Origin of the sequence: Microcoleus sp. B7-D4 (assembly GCF_036705125.1) — a bacterium.
GTDB lineage: Bacteria > Cyanobacteriota > Cyanobacteriia > Cyanobacteriales > Microcoleaceae > Microcoleus.
Genome location: NZ_JAUBTT010000025.1, coordinates 61347 through 81312, shown reverse-complemented (window position 1 = coordinate 81312; position 19966 = coordinate 61347). Strand labels below are relative to the sequence as shown.

Here is a 19966-nt window from a genome sequence, read left to right as displayed (position 1 = left end):
GCACCGCCCCTACAGATCCCCTCGACGTAGGGGCGGTGCCCCCGTGCCCGCCCTCTCCTCCCCCGTGTCCGCCCTCTGCTGGGGGGGATCTTTCTCAACAGCTACGGGAAGCATTAGCAGCATCAGGAAAAGAGCGAATTCGAGATTTAGTGAAAAATCCCCTGAGATGTTCGCTATTGTGCGGCACTTGGCAGTCGGTGGATGGGGATTTACCGGATACTAAGGCGAAGCTTTATCAAGGGTTTGTGACAACTTTTTATCAGTGGAAAAAACCGCGCCTGAATTGGATTCAGCAGCAGGAATTGAATGCGGCTTTGGGGAAATTGGCACTTTCAGGGATGTTAAATGAAACTGCGCGGTTTCAGTTGCGAGAAAGTGTGGGATATCGGGTGATGGGTGCATCGCAGTTTGAGTTAGCTTGTCGTTTGGGTTGGCTGAATTTAGTGGCGAGGGATGGGGAGACGCTGGAAGGGATTTATGCTTTTTACCATCCGACGTTTCAGGAATATTTTGCGGCGTTGGCGGTTGAGGATTGGCACTTTTTCTTGAATCATATTCCTAAGAATCCGCAACATCCTGATGCTAGGTATCGCATTTTTGAGAAGCAGTGGAAGGAGGTTATTTTGCTGTGGTTGGGGCGTGAGGAGGTAGGGAAGGAAGAGAAGGAAGGGTTTATTAAAGCGTTGGTTAAGTTTAAGGTTGGGTGGGATAAATTTTATGGATATCGGGCATATTTTCTAGCGGCTGCGGGGATTGCTGAGTTTAAAGATTGTAGTCTTGCTGATGAGATTGTGTCGCAGATTGTTATTTGGGGATTTGGTTATTTTAATAAGCAAAAACAGGATTGGCGGACATTTCTCGATCCAATTGTCGATAGAGCAAGGGAAGTTCTGAAAGAAACCGAGCGGGAAAAGGCGATCGCAGCTTTAGTCGAGTTAATCCGCAATTCAGGTGATGAATATACCCGGAGGCTAGCGACAAAAAGCTTAGGGAAAATAGGCAAGTATCACCCAGAAACTATCTCCTATTTAGTCGAGTTAATCGGTACTTCTCAGGATGAACATACCCGGTGTGTAGCGGCAGAGAGCTTAGGGGAAATAGAAAAAAATAACCCAGTTGCGATCGCCAATTTAGTCGAGTTACTCCGCAAGTCTGTTGAGAAAAAGACCGGGAAGCGAGTGGCATATAGCTTGGGAAAAATAGGCAAAGATAGCCCAGAAGCGATTGCAGCTTTAGTAGAACTAATCCGCACTTCAGATCATAACCATTTCTACCCGCATTTCTCTCGGCATAACGTACCTACCTGTATAATATTGGCATATAGCTTAGTGAAAATAGGGAAAAATAATCCAGTTGCGATCGCCTCTTTAGTCGAGTTAATTCGCACTTCAGATCATAAAGTTACCCAAGAGCGAGCGGCAGAAATTTTAGGTAGGATAGACAAAGATAACCCGGTAGCGATCGAAACTTTATTGGAGTCAATCCGCAACTACCGTCCTAAAGATACTCGTTATCAAGCAGCAGAAAAATTAGCAAGAATCGGCAAAAATAACCCAGTTGCGATCTCCGCTTTAGTCGAGTTAATTCGCACTTCACGTCGTAATAAAGTTACCCGGTGGCGAGCGGCAGAATGCTTAGGGAAAATAGATAAAGATAACCCAGTTGCAATCAGCGCTTTAGTCGAGTTAAGCCGCAATTCCAATGAAAGGACCCGGTGGTCAGCTGCAGATAGCTTAGGTAAAATAGGCAAAAATAACCCAGTTGCGATCGCCGCTTTAGTCGAGTTAATCCGCAATTCCGGTGCTGAAAGTACCCGGTGTCAAGCGATAAAAAGCTTAGGGGCAATAGGCAAAAATCACCCAGAGGCAATCTCCGCTTTAGTGGAGTTGCTCGGTACTTCTCAAAGTGAATATACCCAGCTTCAAGCTGTATCTAGCTTAGGGAAAATAGATAACAATAACCCAGTTGCGATCTCCACTTTAGTCGAGTTGCTCGGCACTTCTGAGAATGCCTATCATCGGTGGGAATTGGGAAATAAATTAGAAAAAATAGGCAAAAATAACCCAGTTGCGATCGCCGCTTTCGTCGAGTTAATCCGCACTTCACGTGATCCAGATACCCGGCTTCAAGCGGCAGAATTCTTAGGGGAAATAGACAAAAATAACTCAGTTGCGATCGCCACCTTAGTCGAGTTAATCCGCAATTCAGGTAATGCAGATACCCGGTGTCGAGCGGCATCTAGCTTAGGGAAAATAGAGAAATATCACCCAGTGGCGATCGCGACTTTAATAGAGTTGATGCCTAATTATAACCCTGAATATTCTCTTTTTGACCCGGCAGATAGCTTACTGGAAATTATGAAAGGTAAACACTTCGCCAAAGCAGTCTCAGGTTTGAAAAATCGCCTAACTTCCGAAATCTACAAAAATAATTTTGGTCGCAATGAAAGATGTCACGGAGTCATCTGGAATTGTGCCGAAAATATGACTTACCCAGACTTTTATCAAGCATGGCACGCTTAACCCACCGCTGGAATTGCCCTTAACAGGTTTTGGGCCAAATCAAGAGGACTTGCGGAATGCGGTGCAGAGTTGGGTTGGAGGGATTGGTTTGTGATCCAGGGGCCGGACACGGCAATGCCCTTGGTGTCCACTTAACTTCAAACCCAGTCACAGACTGCTGTTTGACTATTAAAGCCCGATCCCCCCTAGCCAAGGGCGGGCACGGGGGCACCGCCCCTACGAAGGGGGGGACAAGATTCTTCTCAAAGTCAATCCCTACTCCCCAACAATCAGGGGGATTTAGGGGGATCTAGATTCGGGTAAAAATGAGATTTCTCAAAGGTTGGAGTCTTAAGTTGACACGAAGAAGGGCAATGCCGTTTCCCTACAGGCATTACAAAAACGTGCGATCGACCAAAAGCAGATGCGAACAAATCCTTTAACCTACAATACTATTTCTAGAGATGCCATCACCGAGCCTTCCAAAGACTCCCCCAAACCATGCCCAAGCCAAAAAAGACCCCCGCCAAAACCTACACTGAAATCAACCTCAGCGACCCCCAATACTACTTCAACCGAGAACAAAGCTGGCTAGAATTCAATAACCGCGTGCTCCACGAAGCCCTCGACCCCCGCACGCCCCTCCTAGAAAGGCTCAAATTTCTAGCTATTTTTAGCTCCAACCTAGACGAATATTTTATGGTGCGCGTCGGCGCCCTCAAACAACAAGTACACGCAAAAGTCAGCAAATTAACCTCCGACGGCCGCACGCCCCAACAACAGCTAGATGCCCTGAACAAGCGGCTTTTGCCGATGGTTACTCAGCAACACGCCTATTTTGAGCAAACCCTGCGGCCGAAACTAGCAGCAAGCGAAATCTACATTCTCGACTACATTGACCTCAATCAAGAACAGCGCAATTACTTGCACCGCTACTTCAAAGAACAAGTATTTCCCGTACTCACTCCCCTAGCAGTTGACCCCAGCCACCCATTCCCCTACCTTTCAAACCTCAGCCTCAATTTAGCAGTAGTAGTCAGGGACCCCGACACGCGGGAAGAATTGTTTGCCCGCGTCAAAGTACCGCAGGTTTTACCGAGGTTTGTGCCGCTACCGGGGGATTTGCAGTGGCAGCAGAGGGGCAAATCTCCGGTTTGGACTGGCGTCCCCCTAGAACAGGTGATTGCCCACAATTTAGAAGCTTTGTTTCCGGGGATGGACGTTGAGGAATATCACCCGTTCCGCATTACTCGCAATTCCGATTTGACGGTGGAGGAAGATGAGGCGGAGGATTTGCTGCTGGCAATAGAACAAGAACTCCGCAAGCGCCGGTTTGGAGGTTCTGCGGTGCGGATGGAAATTCAAGCGATTATGCCCCCTGCGCTGCGAGATATGCTGATGGAGGAGCTGGAGCTCGGTGAGCAAGATGTTTACGTCGTAGAGGGGCTGCTAGGCCTCAAGGATTTGATGTCTTTTGTGGGGCTGCCGGTGCCGGAACTGAAAGACCCGCCTTGGACTCCGGTTGTGCCACCACGCTTGCGGAACTCGGAATCGGCAAGGATTTTAGACAAATCGAGGTTGGATGCTGAAGAGGGCGAGGATATTTTCACCACCATCCGGCAGGGGGATTTGATGCTGCACCATCCCTATCACTCGTTTGCGGCGACGGTGCAGCGGTTTATTACTGAGGCGGCGCACGATCGCTCCGTGTTAGCGATTAAGATGACTTTATACCGCACTTCTGGTGATTCGCCGATCGTCAGCGCCTTAATTCAAGCCGCGGAAAACGGCAAGCAGGTAGCCGTTTTAGTAGAGCTCAAAGCTAGGTTTGACGAAGAAAATAATATTAATTGGGCTCGCAAGTTAGAACAAGCTGGAGTCCACGTAGTTTACGGTTTGGTGGGACTCAAAACCCACACCAAAATTGTGATGGTAGTGCGTCGCGAGGACGGGTACATCCGCCGCTATGTCCACATCGGCACTGGCAATTACAATCCCAAAACAGCCGGACTGTATACCGATGTGGGTTTGTTGAGTTGTCGCGAGGATTTGGGATCGGATTTGACGGATTTGTTTAATTATTTGACTGGTTATTCGCGACAGGTATCTTATCGCAAATTATTGGTGGCACCGGTCAATATGCGCGATCGATTTTTAGCTTTAATCCGCCGCGAGGCAGAATTCTGCCGCTTGCAGGCCGAAGGCGGCATCGGTAGCTGTGGCCGCATTGTCGCTAAAATGAACGCTTTAGTTGACCCTCAAATCATTGTTGCTTTGTACGAAGCTTCGCAAGCGGGAGTTAAAATTGATTTGATTATTCGGGGGATTTGCTGTTTGCGTCCCGGCGTTGAGGGTGTTAGCGAAAATATCCGAGTTATCAGTATTATCGGCCGCTTTTTAGAGCATTCTCGGATGTTTTATTTTTTCAACGGTGGCGACGAAGAGGTGTATATTGGTTCTGCTGACTGGATGCAGCGCAATCTCACCAGACGGGTTGAGGCGATCGTTCAAGTGGAAGACCCGACAATTGCTAAGGAATTGCAAGAAATTTTGGGTGTAATGCTGGCTGACAACCGCCAAGCTTGGGATTTGCAGCCCTCCGGACACTACTCTCAGCGGCGGCCGCCTGCTAATTGCCCGGAGGTGAGCTCTCAGCAAATTTTGATGGATATGGTTTTGAATTAATCATTAGGAATGGGGCATGGGGCATGGGGCATGCCCAATGGCCCTAACTGTTAAAAGTGCGCTTGAATTCTTCTAAGAGATCGTCAATTTCTTCGATCGCCTGACTCACATCTATTCTCATGGCTCCCAAGTCCGATCGATCTAACAGCCGCACGAGGGATTCCCGCTTGACTTCGATCTGTGCTACGCGCTCTTTGATTGTCTGTGCATCCATTGTTTTTTTCCTTTGCTACTATTAACAAAAATATTTGACATTCCCCCCTGCGAACAGACGGAGATTCTTAATTCACCGACATCCCTTTTTGGGCAAATCCTTCACTGTTTATATATGGGAAGTGATGAATCTGCTCAGGGTTTTTGGGTCTGTGTTATAGTTTGATTGTACATCAAAAGTTCAGCCCAACTTCAGCCACATTTTAGCGCAAAAAAGGCGGACGTTTGGTATCTGCGGGTTTATTTTTAATCATTCCAGCTAAAAATCGCTTCAGGGCCTTCTCCCGGTTTTTCATAAAAGCCGCCCAAAATCCCGGTTGATATTCATCCATCGTCTTGGCTAGGGCCCAGACATCGATCGCTAAGATATTATAAAGCCTTTCATCTTCGCGCTTGAGCGAGTTAATCTGCTCCAGAACCGCCTTGTTTGCTCCAGCAGTTTGTTTGTCTTCGTCTTTAATCATGTCCGAAAAATGGTTGAAAGGGCAAGAGTGTCGATCGCGATCGCCACTCTGTATACTTTGATGATACTGCCGATCTCGATTGCCTTCTGGAACCAAAGCCGCGCAATTAACACGGATATTTACCGATGGCGCGCCCGGACGAGTCCGGCTGGATAAGCTTCTGAAGCTAGAGACAAGACTGTGGATGCACACCGCTCCCGCGCTCATCGATGCTAGCAGTTTTTGCAGGTCTTTTGGCAAAAAAACTAAATTTATTCAAGACTTTTTGACAGATAATAATTAAAGTATATTTTTTCTGTCCGACTACTTACCTCACTAATATGTTACGTAAAATTTCTTTAGCAAACCTAGCCTTAGTTGTTGGCGGTATTATAGCAGCAGTCGGTTTCGGAGCCTACTTCACAGACAGACCTACCCTGAACCTAGCCGGTTTTTTTTATGGAATTCCGCTGTTGCTAGGAGGTTTGGCCCTGAAAGCCGCCGAACTCGAACCGGTGGAGTTCACCGAACCTACCTCTGCTGAAGTTCTCCTCTTGCGAGAAAGTCAGGCCACAGATACTCAAAACCAAGTCCGCAAAGATATCACTCGATTTCGCTACGGCCAACCCGCGCACTTAGATGATGCTTTGGAGCGCTTGGGCCTGGCCCCGACAGACGAGGAACGGCCGCTTCTGCAAGGGTTGCGGGAAGTTAATGTTGACGGTGCTTATGGGTTAATTTTAGAGTTTTATTCGCCACTACTGCCGATCGACTTATGGGAAGAAAAGCAAGACAAAATAGCTACTTTTTTTGGGCCAGGTTTGCGCGCACAAGTGACTCAAAAGGCTGGTGACAAAATTGAATTGGCTTTAATTAAAAATACTCAAGCTTAAAGTATGCTGAAGTTTGGAGTGCATAAATTTTGAAGTCGCCAATTAATAATTAATCCTGCACCGGCTTAGATACTGATTTTAGCGGCAGCGTGAAACCTGTCGCTATCAACAAAAGCTCAATCCGCAATTGAGCGATCGCCCCAATTGGATTTCCCTTAATTAAAATAGTAGTTGAGAACCGATCGGCAATCTTAAATCAGAAGAAGCACAAATGGTTTCATCCCAGATTAGGATAGGAATTATCGGCGCAGGAACATCAGAAGCTTATCTGGCAATTGTGCTGATTCAACAAGGGTTTAATTTTTGGCAACCAAACTCAAATAATGGCTGAAACCTTTGTCTAGCAAGTCTTATAAAAATAAGATGCCTTTGCCATCGCCAGAAAATTGGTCATCGTTAGCCCACGCGAGAAACTTAGATAAAAACTTAAATAAAATAGGTTTTTTCGCTGCCATGAAAGAAACCGGGTTTCAGGCTTAAGCAAATTCATGTTTTTAGAGAAACTGGAGGCAAGTTAAGGATAAACAGAGTTAATCAGCCTTAACAAACAAGCGAGAACGAGTAATAAAACGCTCTCCATCCGGCCCTTCCAGGGAAAAATCGCTGCCTCCGGGCCCCGATGCCACGTCTATAATTAACTGCGTGTGCTGCCAATATTTGTATTGCTGCGCTGCAATATAAAACGGACAACCGCCTATTTCGCCCAGCAATACGTCACCATCACCGATTATCAATTCCCCGTTGGGATAGCACATGGGAGAACTACCGTCGCAGCAGCCACCCGATTGGTGAAACATCAATTCTCCGTGTTGAGTTTTGAGATGATTGATTAATTTTAAAGCGGCTTCTGTTGCGGTGACTTTGGCAGTTTCCATTGCAGTCTCTTTGTGTAGCAATTATATTTCGTTTGTGAATGAGATTTTTTTTAATGAACCGCAGAGGGCGCAGAGGGCGCAGAGAAGGAGAGGAAAGAGAGAAAGAAGGAGTTCGCGAATCATTGAAGTTTTTCCTTCTTCCTTTTTCCTTCCCAATGACTAAAATCTTAGAAGAAACCTAATGCTTTCGGGCTGTAGCTGACTAACAAATTCTTGGTTTGCTGGTAGTGATCTAACATCATTTTGTGATTTTCGCGGCCGATTCCAGATGATTTGTAGCCGCCGAATGCTGCGTGGGCTGGATATAGGTGATAGCAGTTTGTCCACACGCGGCCTGCTTGAACGGCGCGGCCCATGCGGTAGGCGGTGTTGATGTCGCGAGTCCAAACTCCGGCACCTAAACCGTATAGGGTATCGTTGGCAATTTCTAATGCTTCGGCTTCGTCTTTGAAGGTGGTTACTGCTAATACTGGGCCGAAGATTTCTTCTTGGAAAATTCGCATTTTGTTGTTTCCTTTGAAGACTGTTGGCTGGAAGTAATAGCCGTCTTGCAAGTCGCCGGATAAGGTGTTTCTTTCGCCACCAATCAGGCATTCTGCGCCTTCGGCGTGACCGATTTTGACGTATTCGGCGATTTTTTCCATCTGGTTGATCGAGACTTGCGCGCCGAGGGCGGTTGTCGGATCTAAGGGGTTGTCTTGTTTGATTTGGCGGATGCGATCGATCGCCCTTTCCATGAATCGATCGTAGATTGACTCCTGAATTAAGGCGCGGGAGGGACAGGTGCACACTTCGCCTTGATTGAAGGCAAACATGACTAATCCTTCCACTGCTTTGTCGAGGAATTCATCATCTTGGGCGCAGACATCTTCAAAGAAAATGTTGGGAGATTTGCCACCGAGTTCTAGGGTGACGGGGATGACGTTTTGGGAGGCGTATTGCATGATTAGCCTGCCGGTGGTGGTTTCGCCGGTGAAGGCGACTTTGGCAATCCGGGGACTGGTGGCGAGGGTTTTGCCGATTTCGGCGCCGGGCCCGTTAATGACGTTGATAACGCCGTCTGGTACTAAGTCGGCGATGATTTCCATCAGTACCAAGATTGAGGCGGGGGTGGGGCCTGCTGGTTTGAGCACGACGCAGTTTCCGGCGGCGAGGGCTGGGGCGAGTTTCCAGGCGGCCATTAATATCGGGAAGTTCCAGGGGATGATTTGTCCGATAACGCCTAGGGGTTCGTGGAAGTGGTAGGCGACGGTGGTTCCGTCGAGTTCGCCGATCGAACCTTCTTGAGCTCGGATGCAGCTTGCAAAGTAGCGGAAATGGTCGATCGCCAGTGGTATGTCTGCGAGGCGGGTTTCGCGAATTGGTTTACCGTTGTCCCAGGTTTCGGCGATGGCGAGGCGATCGAGGTTTTCTTCGATGCGATCAGCTATTTTGTGTAAAACTCGCGCCCTGTCTGCTGGGGAAGTCTTACCCCACTTGTCTTTCGCGGCGTGGGCGGCATCTAGTGCCAATTCTACATCTTCGGCGGTCGATCGGGGGATTTGACAAATTGATTTTCCTGTAATTGGAGAAAGGTTTTCCGAGTATTTCCCTTTCACCGGTGGCACCCACTTGCCGCCGATAAAGTTGTCGTAGCGAGTTTGAAAAATCGACTGACTGCCGGATTGAACAGGTGCTGCTACTACCATTTTATTACCTGATTAAAATTTGTTTTCGCGGAGGCTTGAAATCTCTTGAACATCAACTATCCTCTATTTTCCGCAACTTCGGTCAGTTTATATACAAAATTTTACATTTTTCCAATTTTTTGCAGTCCCTGTAGGGGCGGGTTCACCAACAATCTGAGGCTAAAACAAACCATCTCAAAAACCCGCCCCCACGCAACGGTAAACACGATAAATTAACTGTGACGCACCTCTCCTTTCTGCGGCTATAAAATTATACGATAGCTGATAGTAATTTTTGACAAAATGGCTGGTTCTGCCAGCCAACAAGGGAGCAGAAAGGGGCGCTTTAAGGTATTTACTAATTTCCATATCGTTATCAGCAACGTCAATATAAATCCCCTGAAAATCGACCACATCATTGCCAACCCAAATCACCGGCTTAAATTTGATTTGTTGCAACTATTACAACTCTTGAGCCGACTCTTATAAAACATCGCGTGAGTGAGGCTATTCAGAAAACTTTGATTGATCTGAGATGTTGCACCCTTCTCAATAAGCGTTTTATGAACAGGCAAGATGCCTGTTCCACAAGAAAATTCACTCTTTGTGGAACAGGCATCTTGCCTGTTCTAGAGAAGGCCGCTGTGAGATTTATCCAAGCTGCATAACGCTCAATCTGTGGCAACTAGCCGAATTATTTCATCAGCTTGATGCCTAGCCGTCCGTCGCAAATAATCACGTTTTTTAAATTTGCACCCCGAAAGTCAAACCTTCGCAGCGTTTTATTGCTAAAATTGAAAAAAATACTAAACAAGTGCATTCATCATTATCAAGGTGACGATATTGCATAATATTTATTAGCACCATAAGCAATAAGGGTTAAAACACTCAATGTCTGCTCAAGGGTTTTATCGTCGTTCACTCCCCGATTCTACTATTGCCTTTTCCTCCGTAGAGGGAAAGCAAATATTTCGAGAAGCGTTGGCATTGGGAGGTATGGAAGGGTATTTTGCTCTAGCGGAACAGTTTCATACTCAAGCAGAACCCGCTTTTTGTGGATTGGGTAGTTTAGTTGTTGTTCTTAATGCCTTATCCATCGATCCGGGTCGCATTTGGAAAGGGGTGTGGAGATGGTATGGAGAGGAATTTTTAGACTGTTGCTTACCTCTTTCAGTCATTAAAGAAAACGGTATCACCTTTGATGAGTTTGTCTGTATAGCACGTTGCAACGGTGCTGTTGTAAAACCTAACCGTTACAACGAAAGCAGCTTGGAAAACTTTCGGCAAGCAGTTGAGGAGGTGACTAGGGCGTCAGGTGATATTCATCTAGTTGTTTCCTACAGCCGAAAGGTATTGGGACAAACGGGTGATGGTCACTTTTCACCAATTGGTGGCTATCATCGACAGCGGGATCTAGTTCTTCTGCTGGATGTTGCCCGTTTCAAATATCCACCTCATTGGGTTTCTCTGCCTTTGTTATGGCAAGCATTTGAACCTGTCGATCCCGTCACTAATCAATGTCGAGGTTATATTTTATTGCAGAAGAGTGAAAGGTTGCCAGAAACCTTCTTTCATGTTGCTTGTGATTTACATCAGTGGCGTAGTGTTGCTACTTACTTTGCAGAAATACTCCCCGACATTCTGAGAAAAGAGCAACCTGATTCAATTGCTTCATTTGTCAGTACCATCCTGCACCATTTGCCTGTTGAGTTCACAACTATGGTACATACCTCGTCAGAAACCGCAGAGACACTTGAGAAATTACGGGCAGCTATTGAGTTAAATTCACTGTTTGATATTGTTCACCAATGCTTGTCAAGCGATGACTGGGATGCAATGTCTGTTGTAGGCAAGTGGCTGCAACAGCCATTCGTAGCAGAGATAATAACAGCAATATTACTGTCGTGTCCCGAAACGCTCTATGCAACTCTCAAACCCGAGTTACTACTGTGGTTTAGTGAGGTTCGCCACCTTGAGAAACTACTCCCTCCCTGGGATGTAGAGATATCTAGATTGAGAGAACAAATGTCAGCACTCCAGGAGTTTTACAGTTTATATTCAAAGGGACATCAGTGCCATATCCCTCAGAGTTAGCACCTACCGCCTTTTGAACTCCCCAAACCTCGACTAACTACAAAAGTGAAAATTCAATAGCAGCAAGATTTAATAATCCGATGCTGGCGGCAGTTGTGGATGAATATTCGCGGCAGGGAAATATTAGGGTTGTGGCTGATGCGAGTGAGGAATGGACGACGGAAAAGGTGGAAGTAGTGGTAAAAAAATGTAGTGCGAACATCTGGCTGGTTGGCTGTTTTTGCCTAAATCCTATTTGATTGACTGTTGACTGAGGTAATCAGCACACATCTGTTTATCCTCTGCTGTCACTTTCGGGTTTGTTCTGAGATAATCGCCGATCCTATTGCAGCCTAATGCCATTAGTTTATCGAGATCCCAAATCCACAGTTTGATGGTGTTGTCACTGCTTGCAGAAGCCAAAGTCAAGCCATCTGGACTAAAGGCAACGCTATTGACCGAATCGCTATGTCCGGTGAGGGTAGGGATGGGTTTTTGGCTTTGCAAATTCCACAGTTTCATGGTCTTGTCATCGCTGGCGGAAGCCAACAGCTTGTCATCGGGACTGAAACTGACTGCATGAACCGAGTTGGTATGTCCTGTGATGGTTTTAATTTGTTTGCCCGTCGTGGTATCCCAGAGTTTGACGGTGTTGTCAGCACTGCCAGTGACCAGCAGCTTGCCATCGGGGCTGAAACTGACTGCATTAACCGAGTTTGTATGTCCGGTGAGGGTTTTAATTTCTTTGCCCGTCGTGGTATCCCACAGTTTTACGGTCTTGTCAGCACTGCCAGTGGTCAGCAGCTTGCCATCGGGGCTGAAACTGACTGCATAAACCGAGTTGGTATGTCCTGTGATGGTTTTAATTTCTTTGCCAGTGGAGGTATCCCAGAGTTTGACGGTGTTGTCAGCACTGCCAGTGACCAGCAGCTTGCCATTCGGACTGAAACTGACTGCATTAACCGAGTTGGTATGTCCTGTGATGGTTTTAATTTCTTTGCCAGTGGAGGTATCCCAGAGTTTGACGGTGTTGTCAGCACTGCCAGTGGCCAGCAGCTTGCCATTGGGGCTGAAACTGACTGCATTAACCGCGTCTTTATGTCCGGTGAGGGTTATAATTTGTTTGCCTGTAGTGGTGCCCCACAGTTGGACGGTCTTGTCAGCACTGCCAGTGGCCAGCAGCTTGCCATTGGGGCTGAAACTGACACTATTAACCCAATTGCTATGCCCGGTGAGGGTTTCTATCAGTTCTAGTTTTGGGGTTGGTCGATCCCACAAAAGGTTCCAGAGTTTGATAGTGTTGTCACTGCTTCCAGAAGCCAACGTCTTGCCATCGGGACTAAATGCGACGCTATTGACCCAATTGCTATGCCCAGCGAGGGTTATGAGTAGTGTTTGGGTTTGCAGGTTCCACAGTTTGATAGTGTTGTCATAGCTGGCAGAAGCCAATGTCTTGCCATCGGGACTGAAACTGACTGCATTAACCGAGTTGGTATGTCCTGTGATGGTTATAATTTGTTTGCCCGTCGTGGTATCCCAGAGTTTGACGGTGTTGTCAGCACTGCCAGTGACCAGCAGCTTGCCATCGGGGCTGAAACTGACTGCATTAACCGAGTTTGTATGTCCGGTGATGGTTATAATTTGTTTGCCCGTCGTGGTATCCCAGAGTTTGACGGTGTTGTCATCACTGCCAGTGGCCAGCAGCTTGCCATTCGGGCTGAAACTGACTGCATAAACCGAGTTGGTATGTCCTGTGATGGTAGCGAGCAGTTTGTGGGTTTGCAGGTTCCACAGTTTGATGGTTTTGTCAGCGCTTGCAGAAGCCAATGTCTTACCATCAGGACTTATGGCGACACTATTGACCGAAGCGAAATGTCCTTCCAAACTATTACGCTCTTTTACTGTGTTAATTGCCCTTTTCAGCGCTCCTATCACTTGCTGTTGAATGTCTTTTGTAAACGAAGCTGAAGTATCTAGTTTTTTTAATGCTTTCCCTGCTTTCAATGATTCCAAGACGGCTTGAAATGGTTGCCCAGAGGAGATCATATTTAATGAAGAGGTACTGCTCTGTATTGCATTAGCCACATTCTCAGCTTGTCCGACTTGGTTCCTAGCAACAATAAAAGCTACACTTGCTACCAGCAAAGCCAAACCTGCAACAACCGAAGTCACAGTCCTAATCTTTATTGCCTTTTTCTGCGCCTGAGCTAGCGTCTGATTTGCCTGAATCAAAAGTTGATTGGCTTGTCTCTGTGCTTCTAAATCTCGTTCAACTGCCTGTTGTTGGAGTTCCCGACTGGCATTTAAAAACTGATAATCCCAATTGCTCAAACTTTTGCCGGCTGCCCAAGTTTGAGCATCTTGCAAGGCTTGACCCCGCAACAGTCGCGATTCATCTTGAGAGTCAGAATCTTTCCAAGCATTAAAACTTTCGTTATAGGGGCGGAGATTGGCTAATTGTTTCTCGACCCAATCTCGGTTAAACACTGCTTGATAAATCGGGTTATAAACTTTAATCTTATCCGCTTGCTTAACCACCAAACCTGTGAGGCGGAGTTCCATTTGTTCAGCCGTATCATCTGCCGCGATCTCGTTGTACTGCAAAATTTGCTGATATAGTCCCAACAGCCGGCTTGCTCGTTGTTCGCTGCGAAGAATGCGATCTCGAATTGTCTTTAAATGCTCTGGTTCATCCTGTCCTTCCCAATTTTGAATTACTTTTTCTCTGACTAAATTTGCTACCCAATCATCAGGATTTTGAATAGAGGCAGAGTTACCATAATTGAGCAGTAGCTTACAGGTTTTTTGTGTTAAAAATGGCTGTCCACCCGTCCAATATAGCACCGCTTTTAACAAGGATCGGGAATTTTTTGCTTGAGTTTCTAACCCAACTGCCAAAGGTTGTGCTTCGGTTAATTGAAAGCCTGTTAGCTCAATCGCCCGCCCAATATTAAACGGAGTGCGAAGGTGATTACTAATCAAATCAGAAGGCGCTGCAACCCCTATTAAAGCAAAGGTTAACCGCTTATAGTCTGGTTTATCTGCGCGTTGGTTGAAACAGTCTCGAATTAGCGCGAAAAAGTCGTCTATATTAAACGGCAAAGCCAATACACTATCAATTTCATCAACAAATATCACAATAGATTTATCAATAAATTTCAGCAATACCTCTGGGATAAACTTGCTGAACCGTTGGACAGGTGATACTAAATCGTGATTTGTCCACCAATCGTAAGAATCAAAATGATTGTAAAGTTCAAAGCTATTCACCAGCGAGTCAATGATGCCAAAATACCACTCTTCTGGGGTAATATCTGACGTGCCAATTGACGTAATATCAACCCCAGCACAGGCAAATCCTTCTTGCTGCAATTTTGCCATTGTCTGCACCCGCAAGCTCGATTTTCCCATCTGCCGTGAATTGAGGACATAACAAAATTCTCCGGCTTTTAATCCTTGATAAAAATCTCGATCTGCTTGTCTTTTGACATAAGTGGGTGCCTCAACCGGGAGACTCCCACCGACTTGATATTCGTAATTTAAATCAGGATTTTCATTCATTAACGAACCCCCAAACGGTCTTTAAAATAAAGGCGGTAGAGATTGCACAGGGGAATCACATCATTTCCCCGCAACTTCACTAAACCCATACTCCGAAGTTTAAACGCTAGATTTGCTTCTAATCGTACTGGTTCGGAACTAGCAATCACTTGTATCATGGCTGTTTCTAAATTAGCATCAGCAAGATTCGATAAATGGCGGCGTAAATGATCGCCGTAAATTCCTTCTTCTGTCGGTGCAATGTGTAAAAATTGTTCTAATTTCAAAGAACCGCGAGCAATTTCATAAAGAGCTTTTCTTAATAAATAAGGATGTCCGTCTACCATTTGTATCAGCTTTTCTCTCTCACTATCAGACAAATTCAGTTGATGTTTTTGTAGTAAATCATTAATTTGTAGATGACTAAACTCTGGCAACTCAATTGGTAAACCCACATTAAATGGAGACTGGTTAATATTGAGGGGAATATAAACTTCTTTGGAATGGGAGATTACTAAACGCAGTTTTTTCCAAGCTGGTTCGTTTTTCCCTTTTTCATGCCACGCCCGCAGTAAACCAAAGAATTCCTGGGCGACTCCTGGGTGCTGAAAAACTTGATCGACTTCATCCAATCCCAAAGTTAATGGTGAGGTAATTGTTGCCAAGAGGTAGCGCTGAAAATAGTTGCCGCATTTTTGTTTGCTCCCCATGCCTTGTTTCCAGTAGTCTGCTACCCGCTCTTCTAAATTTAATTCATTGGTAATATCGCAACAAAACCATTGCAACAATTCATCAAGATTGGTGAGGAAACTGCCATCAGCCGATTGAAAATTTAAATAAGCAGTTTGATGTCCTTGTTCTTTAGCATGGTGTAAAATACGTTGTAATAAAGAAGTTTTCCCCATTTGGCGGGGGGCTTTCACTCGGATTAAAGCGCCGGGTTTGACAATAGTTTGGTAGCAGTCTGATTCAATGGGAGGTCGATCGATATACAGGGGACAATCTAAACTAACAGAACCTTCTGGGTTGTCTAAGTTAGAAATCGAAATGGGAGGTGCGGCGATCGATCGCGCATCTTCCACCACAGGCGACGACTTCTCAACGATATTATCGCTAACAGAAGCATCGGGCGATCGCTCTGCTGCATCCAACCCAGAAAAATCCGACTTTTTCTTTAATACCGGAGTGAGTTGTTCTGGAATCCCTGCCATGCTGATGCTAACGCAACCCAATTTATAGGCAAATTCGATCGACTCCCCCGCCGCCAACGTATCGTAAAAACCTACAGCAAATTCTCGTGCAGCCTTATCTCCCACTGCTTGGTTCATGCCGATCACATAGGGAATGTGACGTGCGATCGCAGCCGCTTGCACTTCTGAATAGCAAGCGTTGAGTATTACGCACTCCACGTACTCATTAAACGCCTCAAACAAAGCTGCCAAAGCTTTGGCATTTACCAGCTTAATCTGCCCCATGTCATCTTCTAGGGCTAAACCGCTTTCTCCTGCACCATGCCCTGAGAAATGCACAATCTCTGGTTTATAATCTAATACGGCTCGCTGCATTTCTCTTGGCGTCACCGCCCACTGTTGCTCAAGTTGAAACTTGTCGCGCTTTTTAGAGCGTTGCAACCCCTCTGCAATTTCCTTGGCCTCTTCACCTAAGCGCAGGGGAGTGGAGTTTTTCGGGTTGGCTGCCAAAAACAGGATCGTTTTTTTCTTTCTTGGGGGACTACTCATCAATGGAACCTTCACGCTTAGGAGATACAGGAGCTTAACGACACTACCCCAGTCAGGGCGAGATATTTCTTGCCTTTACGGTATTTAAGCACAAACATCTTTATTTTTGTTGGTCAGTCAATTGGCATAAAGGAGCACCCTGAGTCAAGCATAACCAATCGACAAGGCGATCGCTACTCTCAACTAATCTTTTTAGCTACGTATTCAACAAGTGCGAGCTGCTTCCCGTTTTGCAGTCGTATTTTCATAAATATCGAGATTATTTGCCCCTGTAAAACTAATTTTTCGTGCGATATATTTAGAAATATTTTTGATAATTAATCCAGCAACAATCTTCCTTCTTCCTTCTTGCTTCTTCCTTCTGCTCTTCCTCTAGGTCAAGAGCGTCTAGAGCGGTTAATTTAAAAAATTTAGTGATTTTGGATACAATTCCCGACTCAACACTCGATCGAACTCCTCAATTTTCGATGCGGATCTAAAATTCACCTAAAGTTCGACGCCCTTTGGCAAAACCCTTCCTAAGATAGAAGTTGGGGGACGATCGGTCTAATAGCCGATTCAGGGGGAAGTGTCAAGAACTCCATCGAACCCAAATCCAGAGCCGCAAGACAGGGAGGACATCAAAATCATGGTAAACGCGCCGACAGGGGAAACCCGCCTGGGCCCGATCGATCAGGTGCAATCCTTAGACCGCGATTGCACAACTCTATCCCGTCACGTACTCCAGCAACTTCACAGCTTTTCAGCAGATGCTCAGGATCTCAGTGCCCTGATGAATCGCATCGGGCTGGCGGCTAAGCTGATCGCGAGGCGGCTCAGCAGAGCCGGGTTAATGGAAGATGCTTTAGGGTTTACAGGGGCTGTGAACGTGCAGGGAGAATCCGTCAAAAAGATGGATATCTATGCCAATGAAGTCTTTATCTCGGTATTCCAGCAAAGCGGACTGGTATGCCGCTTGGCTTCGGAGGAAATGGAAAAACCATACTACATTCCCGAAAATTGTCCGATCGGGCGTTACAGTCTGCTCTACGACCCCATAGACGGTTCTTCCAATCTTGACATCAATCTCAATGTAGGCTCCATATTCAGCATCCGCAAGCAAGAGGGGGACGATGAAGACGGTTCTGCTTCCGACTTGCTGCAACATGGACACAAACAAATTGCCGCTGGCTATGTACTCTACGGCCCCAGTACCATGTTGGTTTATTCGATCGGTCAGGGTGTTCATTCCTTTACCCTCGACCCCAGTTTGGGCGAGTTTATTCTAGCTAACGAAAACATTAAGGTTCCCGATCGCGGCCCGATTTACAGCGTTAATGAAGGCAACTTCTGGCAGTGGGAGGAATCTTTGAGAGACTACATTCGCTACGTACACCGCAGCGAAGGCTACACCGCCCGGTACGGCGGGGCTTTGGTGGGAGATTTCCACCGGATTTTATTCCAGGGAGGCGTGTTTTTGTACCCCGGAACGGTCAAACAACCGGAGGGCAAATTGCGTTTGCTCTACGAATCGGCTCCTTTGGCGTTTTTGATGGAGCAAGCCGGCGGGCGGGCAAGTACGGGCATTCAAGACATCTTAGATGTTGTGCCGACCAAACTGCATGAGCGATCGCCCTTGATTGTCGGGAGTAAAGAAAATGTAGCGATGGTCGAGTCTTTTATTCAAGATCGATCGCGCAATCCTAGAACAGTCCAAAAGTGAAGGAAGTTCGGCAACGGATTGTGTAACGGATGTAACGGATGTAACGGATGTCAGTCCGATGTCCGTCGGAAGAGGGAAGAGGGAATAAGGAAGAGGGAATAAGGAAGAGGGTTTTAACTGATAACTTTCGACTCCCAATTACCAATTCCCCATTGCCAATTTTCAATTACCAATTTTCAATTTCCAATTTCCAAGTCCCAATTAACAGCTATCAAATTGTAGGAGTTACAGTAATGACAGCAACACCAACGAATCACCTGTTAGAAATCAAAGAAATTGGCCAAAGTATCTGGATGGACAATTTGACTCGCGATCTGATCGAGTCCGGCGAACTCAAACAGATGATTGAAAGTCGGGGACTGCGCGGGATTACATCTAATCCGGCTATTTTCGAGAAAGCGATCGCAGGTAATGTGATTTACGACGCGGATATCGAAGCTGGCATCCGGGCGGGTAAATCTGTAATGGAGATTTACGAATCTCTGGTATTTGAAGATATCCGCAACGCTTGCGACATCTTCGCCCCAGTTTACGCAGAGTCGAAGGGTTTAGACGGTTACATTAGCATTGAAGTGCCACCGACGATCGCCAACGACACAGAAAGCACGATTAGCGAAGCCATACGCTATTACCAAGCCCTCGGCAAAGAAAACGTGATGATTAAGATTCCGGGAACCGCTCAAGGTTTGCCCGCAGTCGAGCGAGTCATCAGCGAAGGGATTAACGTTAACGTGACTTTACTATTCTCGGTTGACAGCTACGTCGAAACCTTCTGGGCTTACATTCGCGGTTTGGAAGCGCGGGTGGCTAAAGGTTTGGATGTGAGCAATATTGCTTCTGTGGCCAGTTTCTTCTTGAGCCGGATCGACATCAATATCGATGGCAAGATTGATGAGAAACTCAAAAATGTCACAGATATTTCCACAAAAGCCAGACTGGAAGCAGTCAAGGGGAAAGTTGCGATCGCCAATGCCAAGATAGCTTACCAGAAGTATAAAGAGATCGTAGCGAGCGATCGCTGGCAAGCTTTAGCGGCCAAGGGAGCGAAAGTACAGCGCTTGCTGTGGGCTTCCACCAGCACCAAAAACCCCAACTACAGCGATGTCATGTACGTCGATGAACTAATCGGCCCCGACACCGTTAACACTTTGCCGCCGAACACTGTTGAAGCTTGTTTCGATCACTGCGATGTCGCACCCCGGATTGAGAACAATGTTGCAGAAGCTTACACGCTGATCGAAAGTCTCAAAGATCCCGACATCGACATCAACTTGGACCAAGTGATGGCAGACTTGCTCTTGGACGGGATTGATAAATTCGTCACCCCGTTCCAATCCCTGATGGATTCCTTGCAAGAGAAAGTGCAGAAGTTGTCACCCGTCGCCTAGACAGATATCTGTATCCTTGAAGGCAGAAGCATTTAGGAGTCGGAATAGATAATTGTTTTGGCTCTTGAGTGCTGAGTTTTGAATCTCGAACCGGGAAAATTTGAGACCAATTGGTCTCAAAAACCCGACAGAGGAAAATCAAATCCAGATTACTTTGGCTCTTGGCACTAAGTTTTGAATCTCGAACCGGGAAAATTTGAGACCAATTGGTCTCAAAAATCCGACAGAGGAAAATCAAATCCAGATT

The 19966-nt window shown here is 46.3% G+C and carries 14 protein-coding genes; 7 read left to right on the top strand and 7 right to left on the bottom strand.

The window, feature by feature from the left end; translation table 11 throughout:
- Positions 1 to 2522: HEAT repeat domain-containing protein (locus QUB12_RS12635; RefSeq protein WP_333307008.1), on the top strand; the 2522-nt coding region annotated here is incomplete at its 5' end.
- A 480-nt stretch (positions 2523 to 3002) separates the two neighbouring features.
- A complete protein-coding gene (gene ppk1, locus QUB12_RS12630; RefSeq protein ID WP_333142105.1) occupies positions 3003 to 5186 on the top strand; it encodes a polyphosphate kinase 1 in 2184 nt (727 codons plus the stop codon).
- Between the two features lie 43 nt (positions 5187 to 5229).
- Here the strand turns inward: ppk1 and QUB12_RS12625 are convergent, their stop codons facing one another.
- Together QUB12_RS12625 and QUB12_RS12620 are read right to left on the bottom strand one after the other, a co-directional pair.
- Entirely contained in the window at positions 5230 to 5400 is a 171-nt protein-coding gene (locus QUB12_RS12625) for a hypothetical protein (RefSeq protein ID WP_333104150.1), read from the bottom strand.
- Positions 5401 to 5602: 202 nt separating this feature from the next.
- Complete coding sequence (locus tag QUB12_RS12620) at positions 5603 to 6103, bottom strand: hypothetical protein (protein ID WP_333142106.1); 501 nt, start codon at positions 6101 to 6103, stop codon at positions 5603 to 5605.
- An 80-nt stretch (positions 6104 to 6183) separates the two neighbouring features.
- Here QUB12_RS12620 and QUB12_RS12615 point away from each other — a divergent pair, with 80 nt between their 5' ends.
- Positions 6184 to 6735: a DUF2854 domain-containing protein gene (locus tag QUB12_RS12615; RefSeq protein WP_333142107.1), complete on the top strand. Its 552-nt coding sequence runs from the start codon at positions 6184 to 6186 to the stop codon at positions 6733 to 6735.
- Between the two features lie 530 nt (positions 6736 to 7265).
- On the opposite strand, the gene QUB12_RS12610 is transcribed toward QUB12_RS12615, so the two are convergent.
- From QUB12_RS12610 to QUB12_RS12600, 3 genes are all read right to left on the bottom strand, one after another.
- Positions 7266 to 7610, bottom strand: a complete 345-nt coding sequence (locus tag QUB12_RS12610) for a DUF779 domain-containing protein (RefSeq protein WP_333142108.1) — start codon at positions 7608 to 7610, stop codon at positions 7266 to 7268.
- Positions 7611 to 7777: 167 nt separating this feature from the next.
- Entirely contained in the window at positions 7778 to 9298 is a 1521-nt protein-coding gene (exaC, locus tag QUB12_RS12605) for an acetaldehyde dehydrogenase ExaC (protein WP_333307006.1), read from the bottom strand.
- 174 nt (positions 9299 to 9472) lie between these two features.
- Complete coding sequence (locus QUB12_RS12600; protein ID WP_333307004.1) at positions 9473 to 9736, bottom strand: hypothetical protein; 264 nt, start codon at positions 9734 to 9736, stop codon at positions 9473 to 9475.
- 432 nt (positions 9737 to 10168) lie between these two features.
- Between QUB12_RS12600 and QUB12_RS12595 the strand changes: the two genes are divergently transcribed.
- Entirely contained in the window at positions 10169 to 11371 is a 1203-nt protein-coding gene (locus QUB12_RS12595; RefSeq protein ID WP_333307002.1) for a phytochelatin synthase family protein, read from the top strand.
- 80 nt (positions 11372 to 11451) lie between these two features.
- The gene (locus QUB12_RS12590; RefSeq protein ID WP_333307000.1) at positions 11452 to 11610 is read left to right on the top strand and encodes a hypothetical protein; all 159 of its coding nucleotides are present in this window, start codon (positions 11452 to 11454) and stop codon (positions 11608 to 11610) included.
- Here QUB12_RS12590 and QUB12_RS12585 read toward each other — a convergent pair.
- Positions 11603 to 14911 (bottom strand): WD40 domain-containing protein, encoded by a 3309-nt coding sequence (locus QUB12_RS12585; protein ID WP_333306998.1) that lies wholly within the window; start codon positions 14909 to 14911, stop codon positions 11603 to 11605. The genes QUB12_RS12590 and QUB12_RS12585 overlap by 8 nt on opposite strands.
- Positions 14911 to 16629 (bottom strand): AAA-like domain-containing protein, encoded by a 1719-nt coding sequence (locus QUB12_RS12580; protein ID WP_333306996.1) that lies wholly within the window; start codon positions 16627 to 16629, stop codon positions 14911 to 14913. Before QUB12_RS12580 ends, QUB12_RS12585 begins: the two co-directional genes overlap by 1 nt.
- Positions 16630 to 17257: 628 nt before the next feature.
- Here QUB12_RS12580 and fbp point away from each other — a divergent pair.
- Both fbp and tal read left to right on the top strand, forming a co-directional pair.
- Positions 17258 to 18331: a class 1 fructose-bisphosphatase gene (gene fbp / locus QUB12_RS12575; RefSeq protein WP_333307013.1), complete on the top strand. Its 1074-nt coding sequence runs from the start codon at positions 17258 to 17260 to the stop codon at positions 18329 to 18331.
- Between the two features lie 233 nt (positions 18332 to 18564).
- Positions 18565 to 19719, top strand: a complete 1155-nt coding sequence (gene tal / locus QUB12_RS12570) for a transaldolase (RefSeq protein WP_333142117.1) — start codon at positions 18565 to 18567, stop codon at positions 19717 to 19719.
- The last annotated feature ends 247 nt before the right edge of the window (positions 19720 to 19966 follow it).

What these genes read in the sequence shown, in the direction of transcription:
- ppk1 (WP_333142105.1), top strand. Translation starts at nt 3,003, where the DNA reads ATGCCCAAGCCAAAAAAGACCCCCGCCAAAACCTACACTGAAATCAAC.
- QUB12_RS12625 (WP_333104150.1), bottom strand. Translation starts at nt 5,400, where the DNA reads ATGGATGCACAGACAATCAAAGAGCGCGTAGCACAGATCGAAGTCAAG.
- QUB12_RS12615 (WP_333142107.1), top strand. Translation starts at nt 6,184, where the DNA reads ATGTTACGTAAAATTTCTTTAGCAAACCTAGCCTTAGTTGTTGGCGGT.
- QUB12_RS12610 (WP_333142108.1), bottom strand. Translation starts at nt 7,610, where the DNA reads ATGGAAACTGCCAAAGTCACCGCAACAGAAGCCGCTTTAAAATTAATC.
- exaC (WP_333307006.1), bottom strand. Translation starts at nt 9,298, where the DNA reads ATGGTAGTAGCAGCACCTGTTCAATCCGGCAGTCAGTCGATTTTTCAA.
- QUB12_RS12595 (WP_333307002.1), top strand. Translation starts at nt 10,169, where the DNA reads ATGTCTGCTCAAGGGTTTTATCGTCGTTCACTCCCCGATTCTACTATT.
- QUB12_RS12590 (WP_333307000.1), top strand. Translation starts at nt 11,452, where the DNA reads ATGCTGGCGGCAGTTGTGGATGAATATTCGCGGCAGGGAAATATTAGG.
- QUB12_RS12585 (WP_333306998.1), bottom strand. Translation starts at nt 14,911, where the DNA reads ATGAATGAAAATCCTGATTTAAATTACGAATATCAAGTCGGTGGGAGT.
- QUB12_RS12580 (WP_333306996.1), bottom strand. Translation starts at nt 16,629, where the DNA reads ATGAGTAGTCCCCCAAGAAAGAAAAAAACGATCCTGTTTTTGGCAGCC.
- fbp (WP_333307013.1), top strand. Translation starts at nt 17,258, where the DNA reads ATGGTAAACGCGCCGACAGGGGAAACCCGCCTGGGCCCGATCGATCAG.
- tal (WP_333142117.1), top strand. Translation starts at nt 18,565, where the DNA reads ATGACAGCAACACCAACGAATCACCTGTTAGAAATCAAAGAAATTGGC.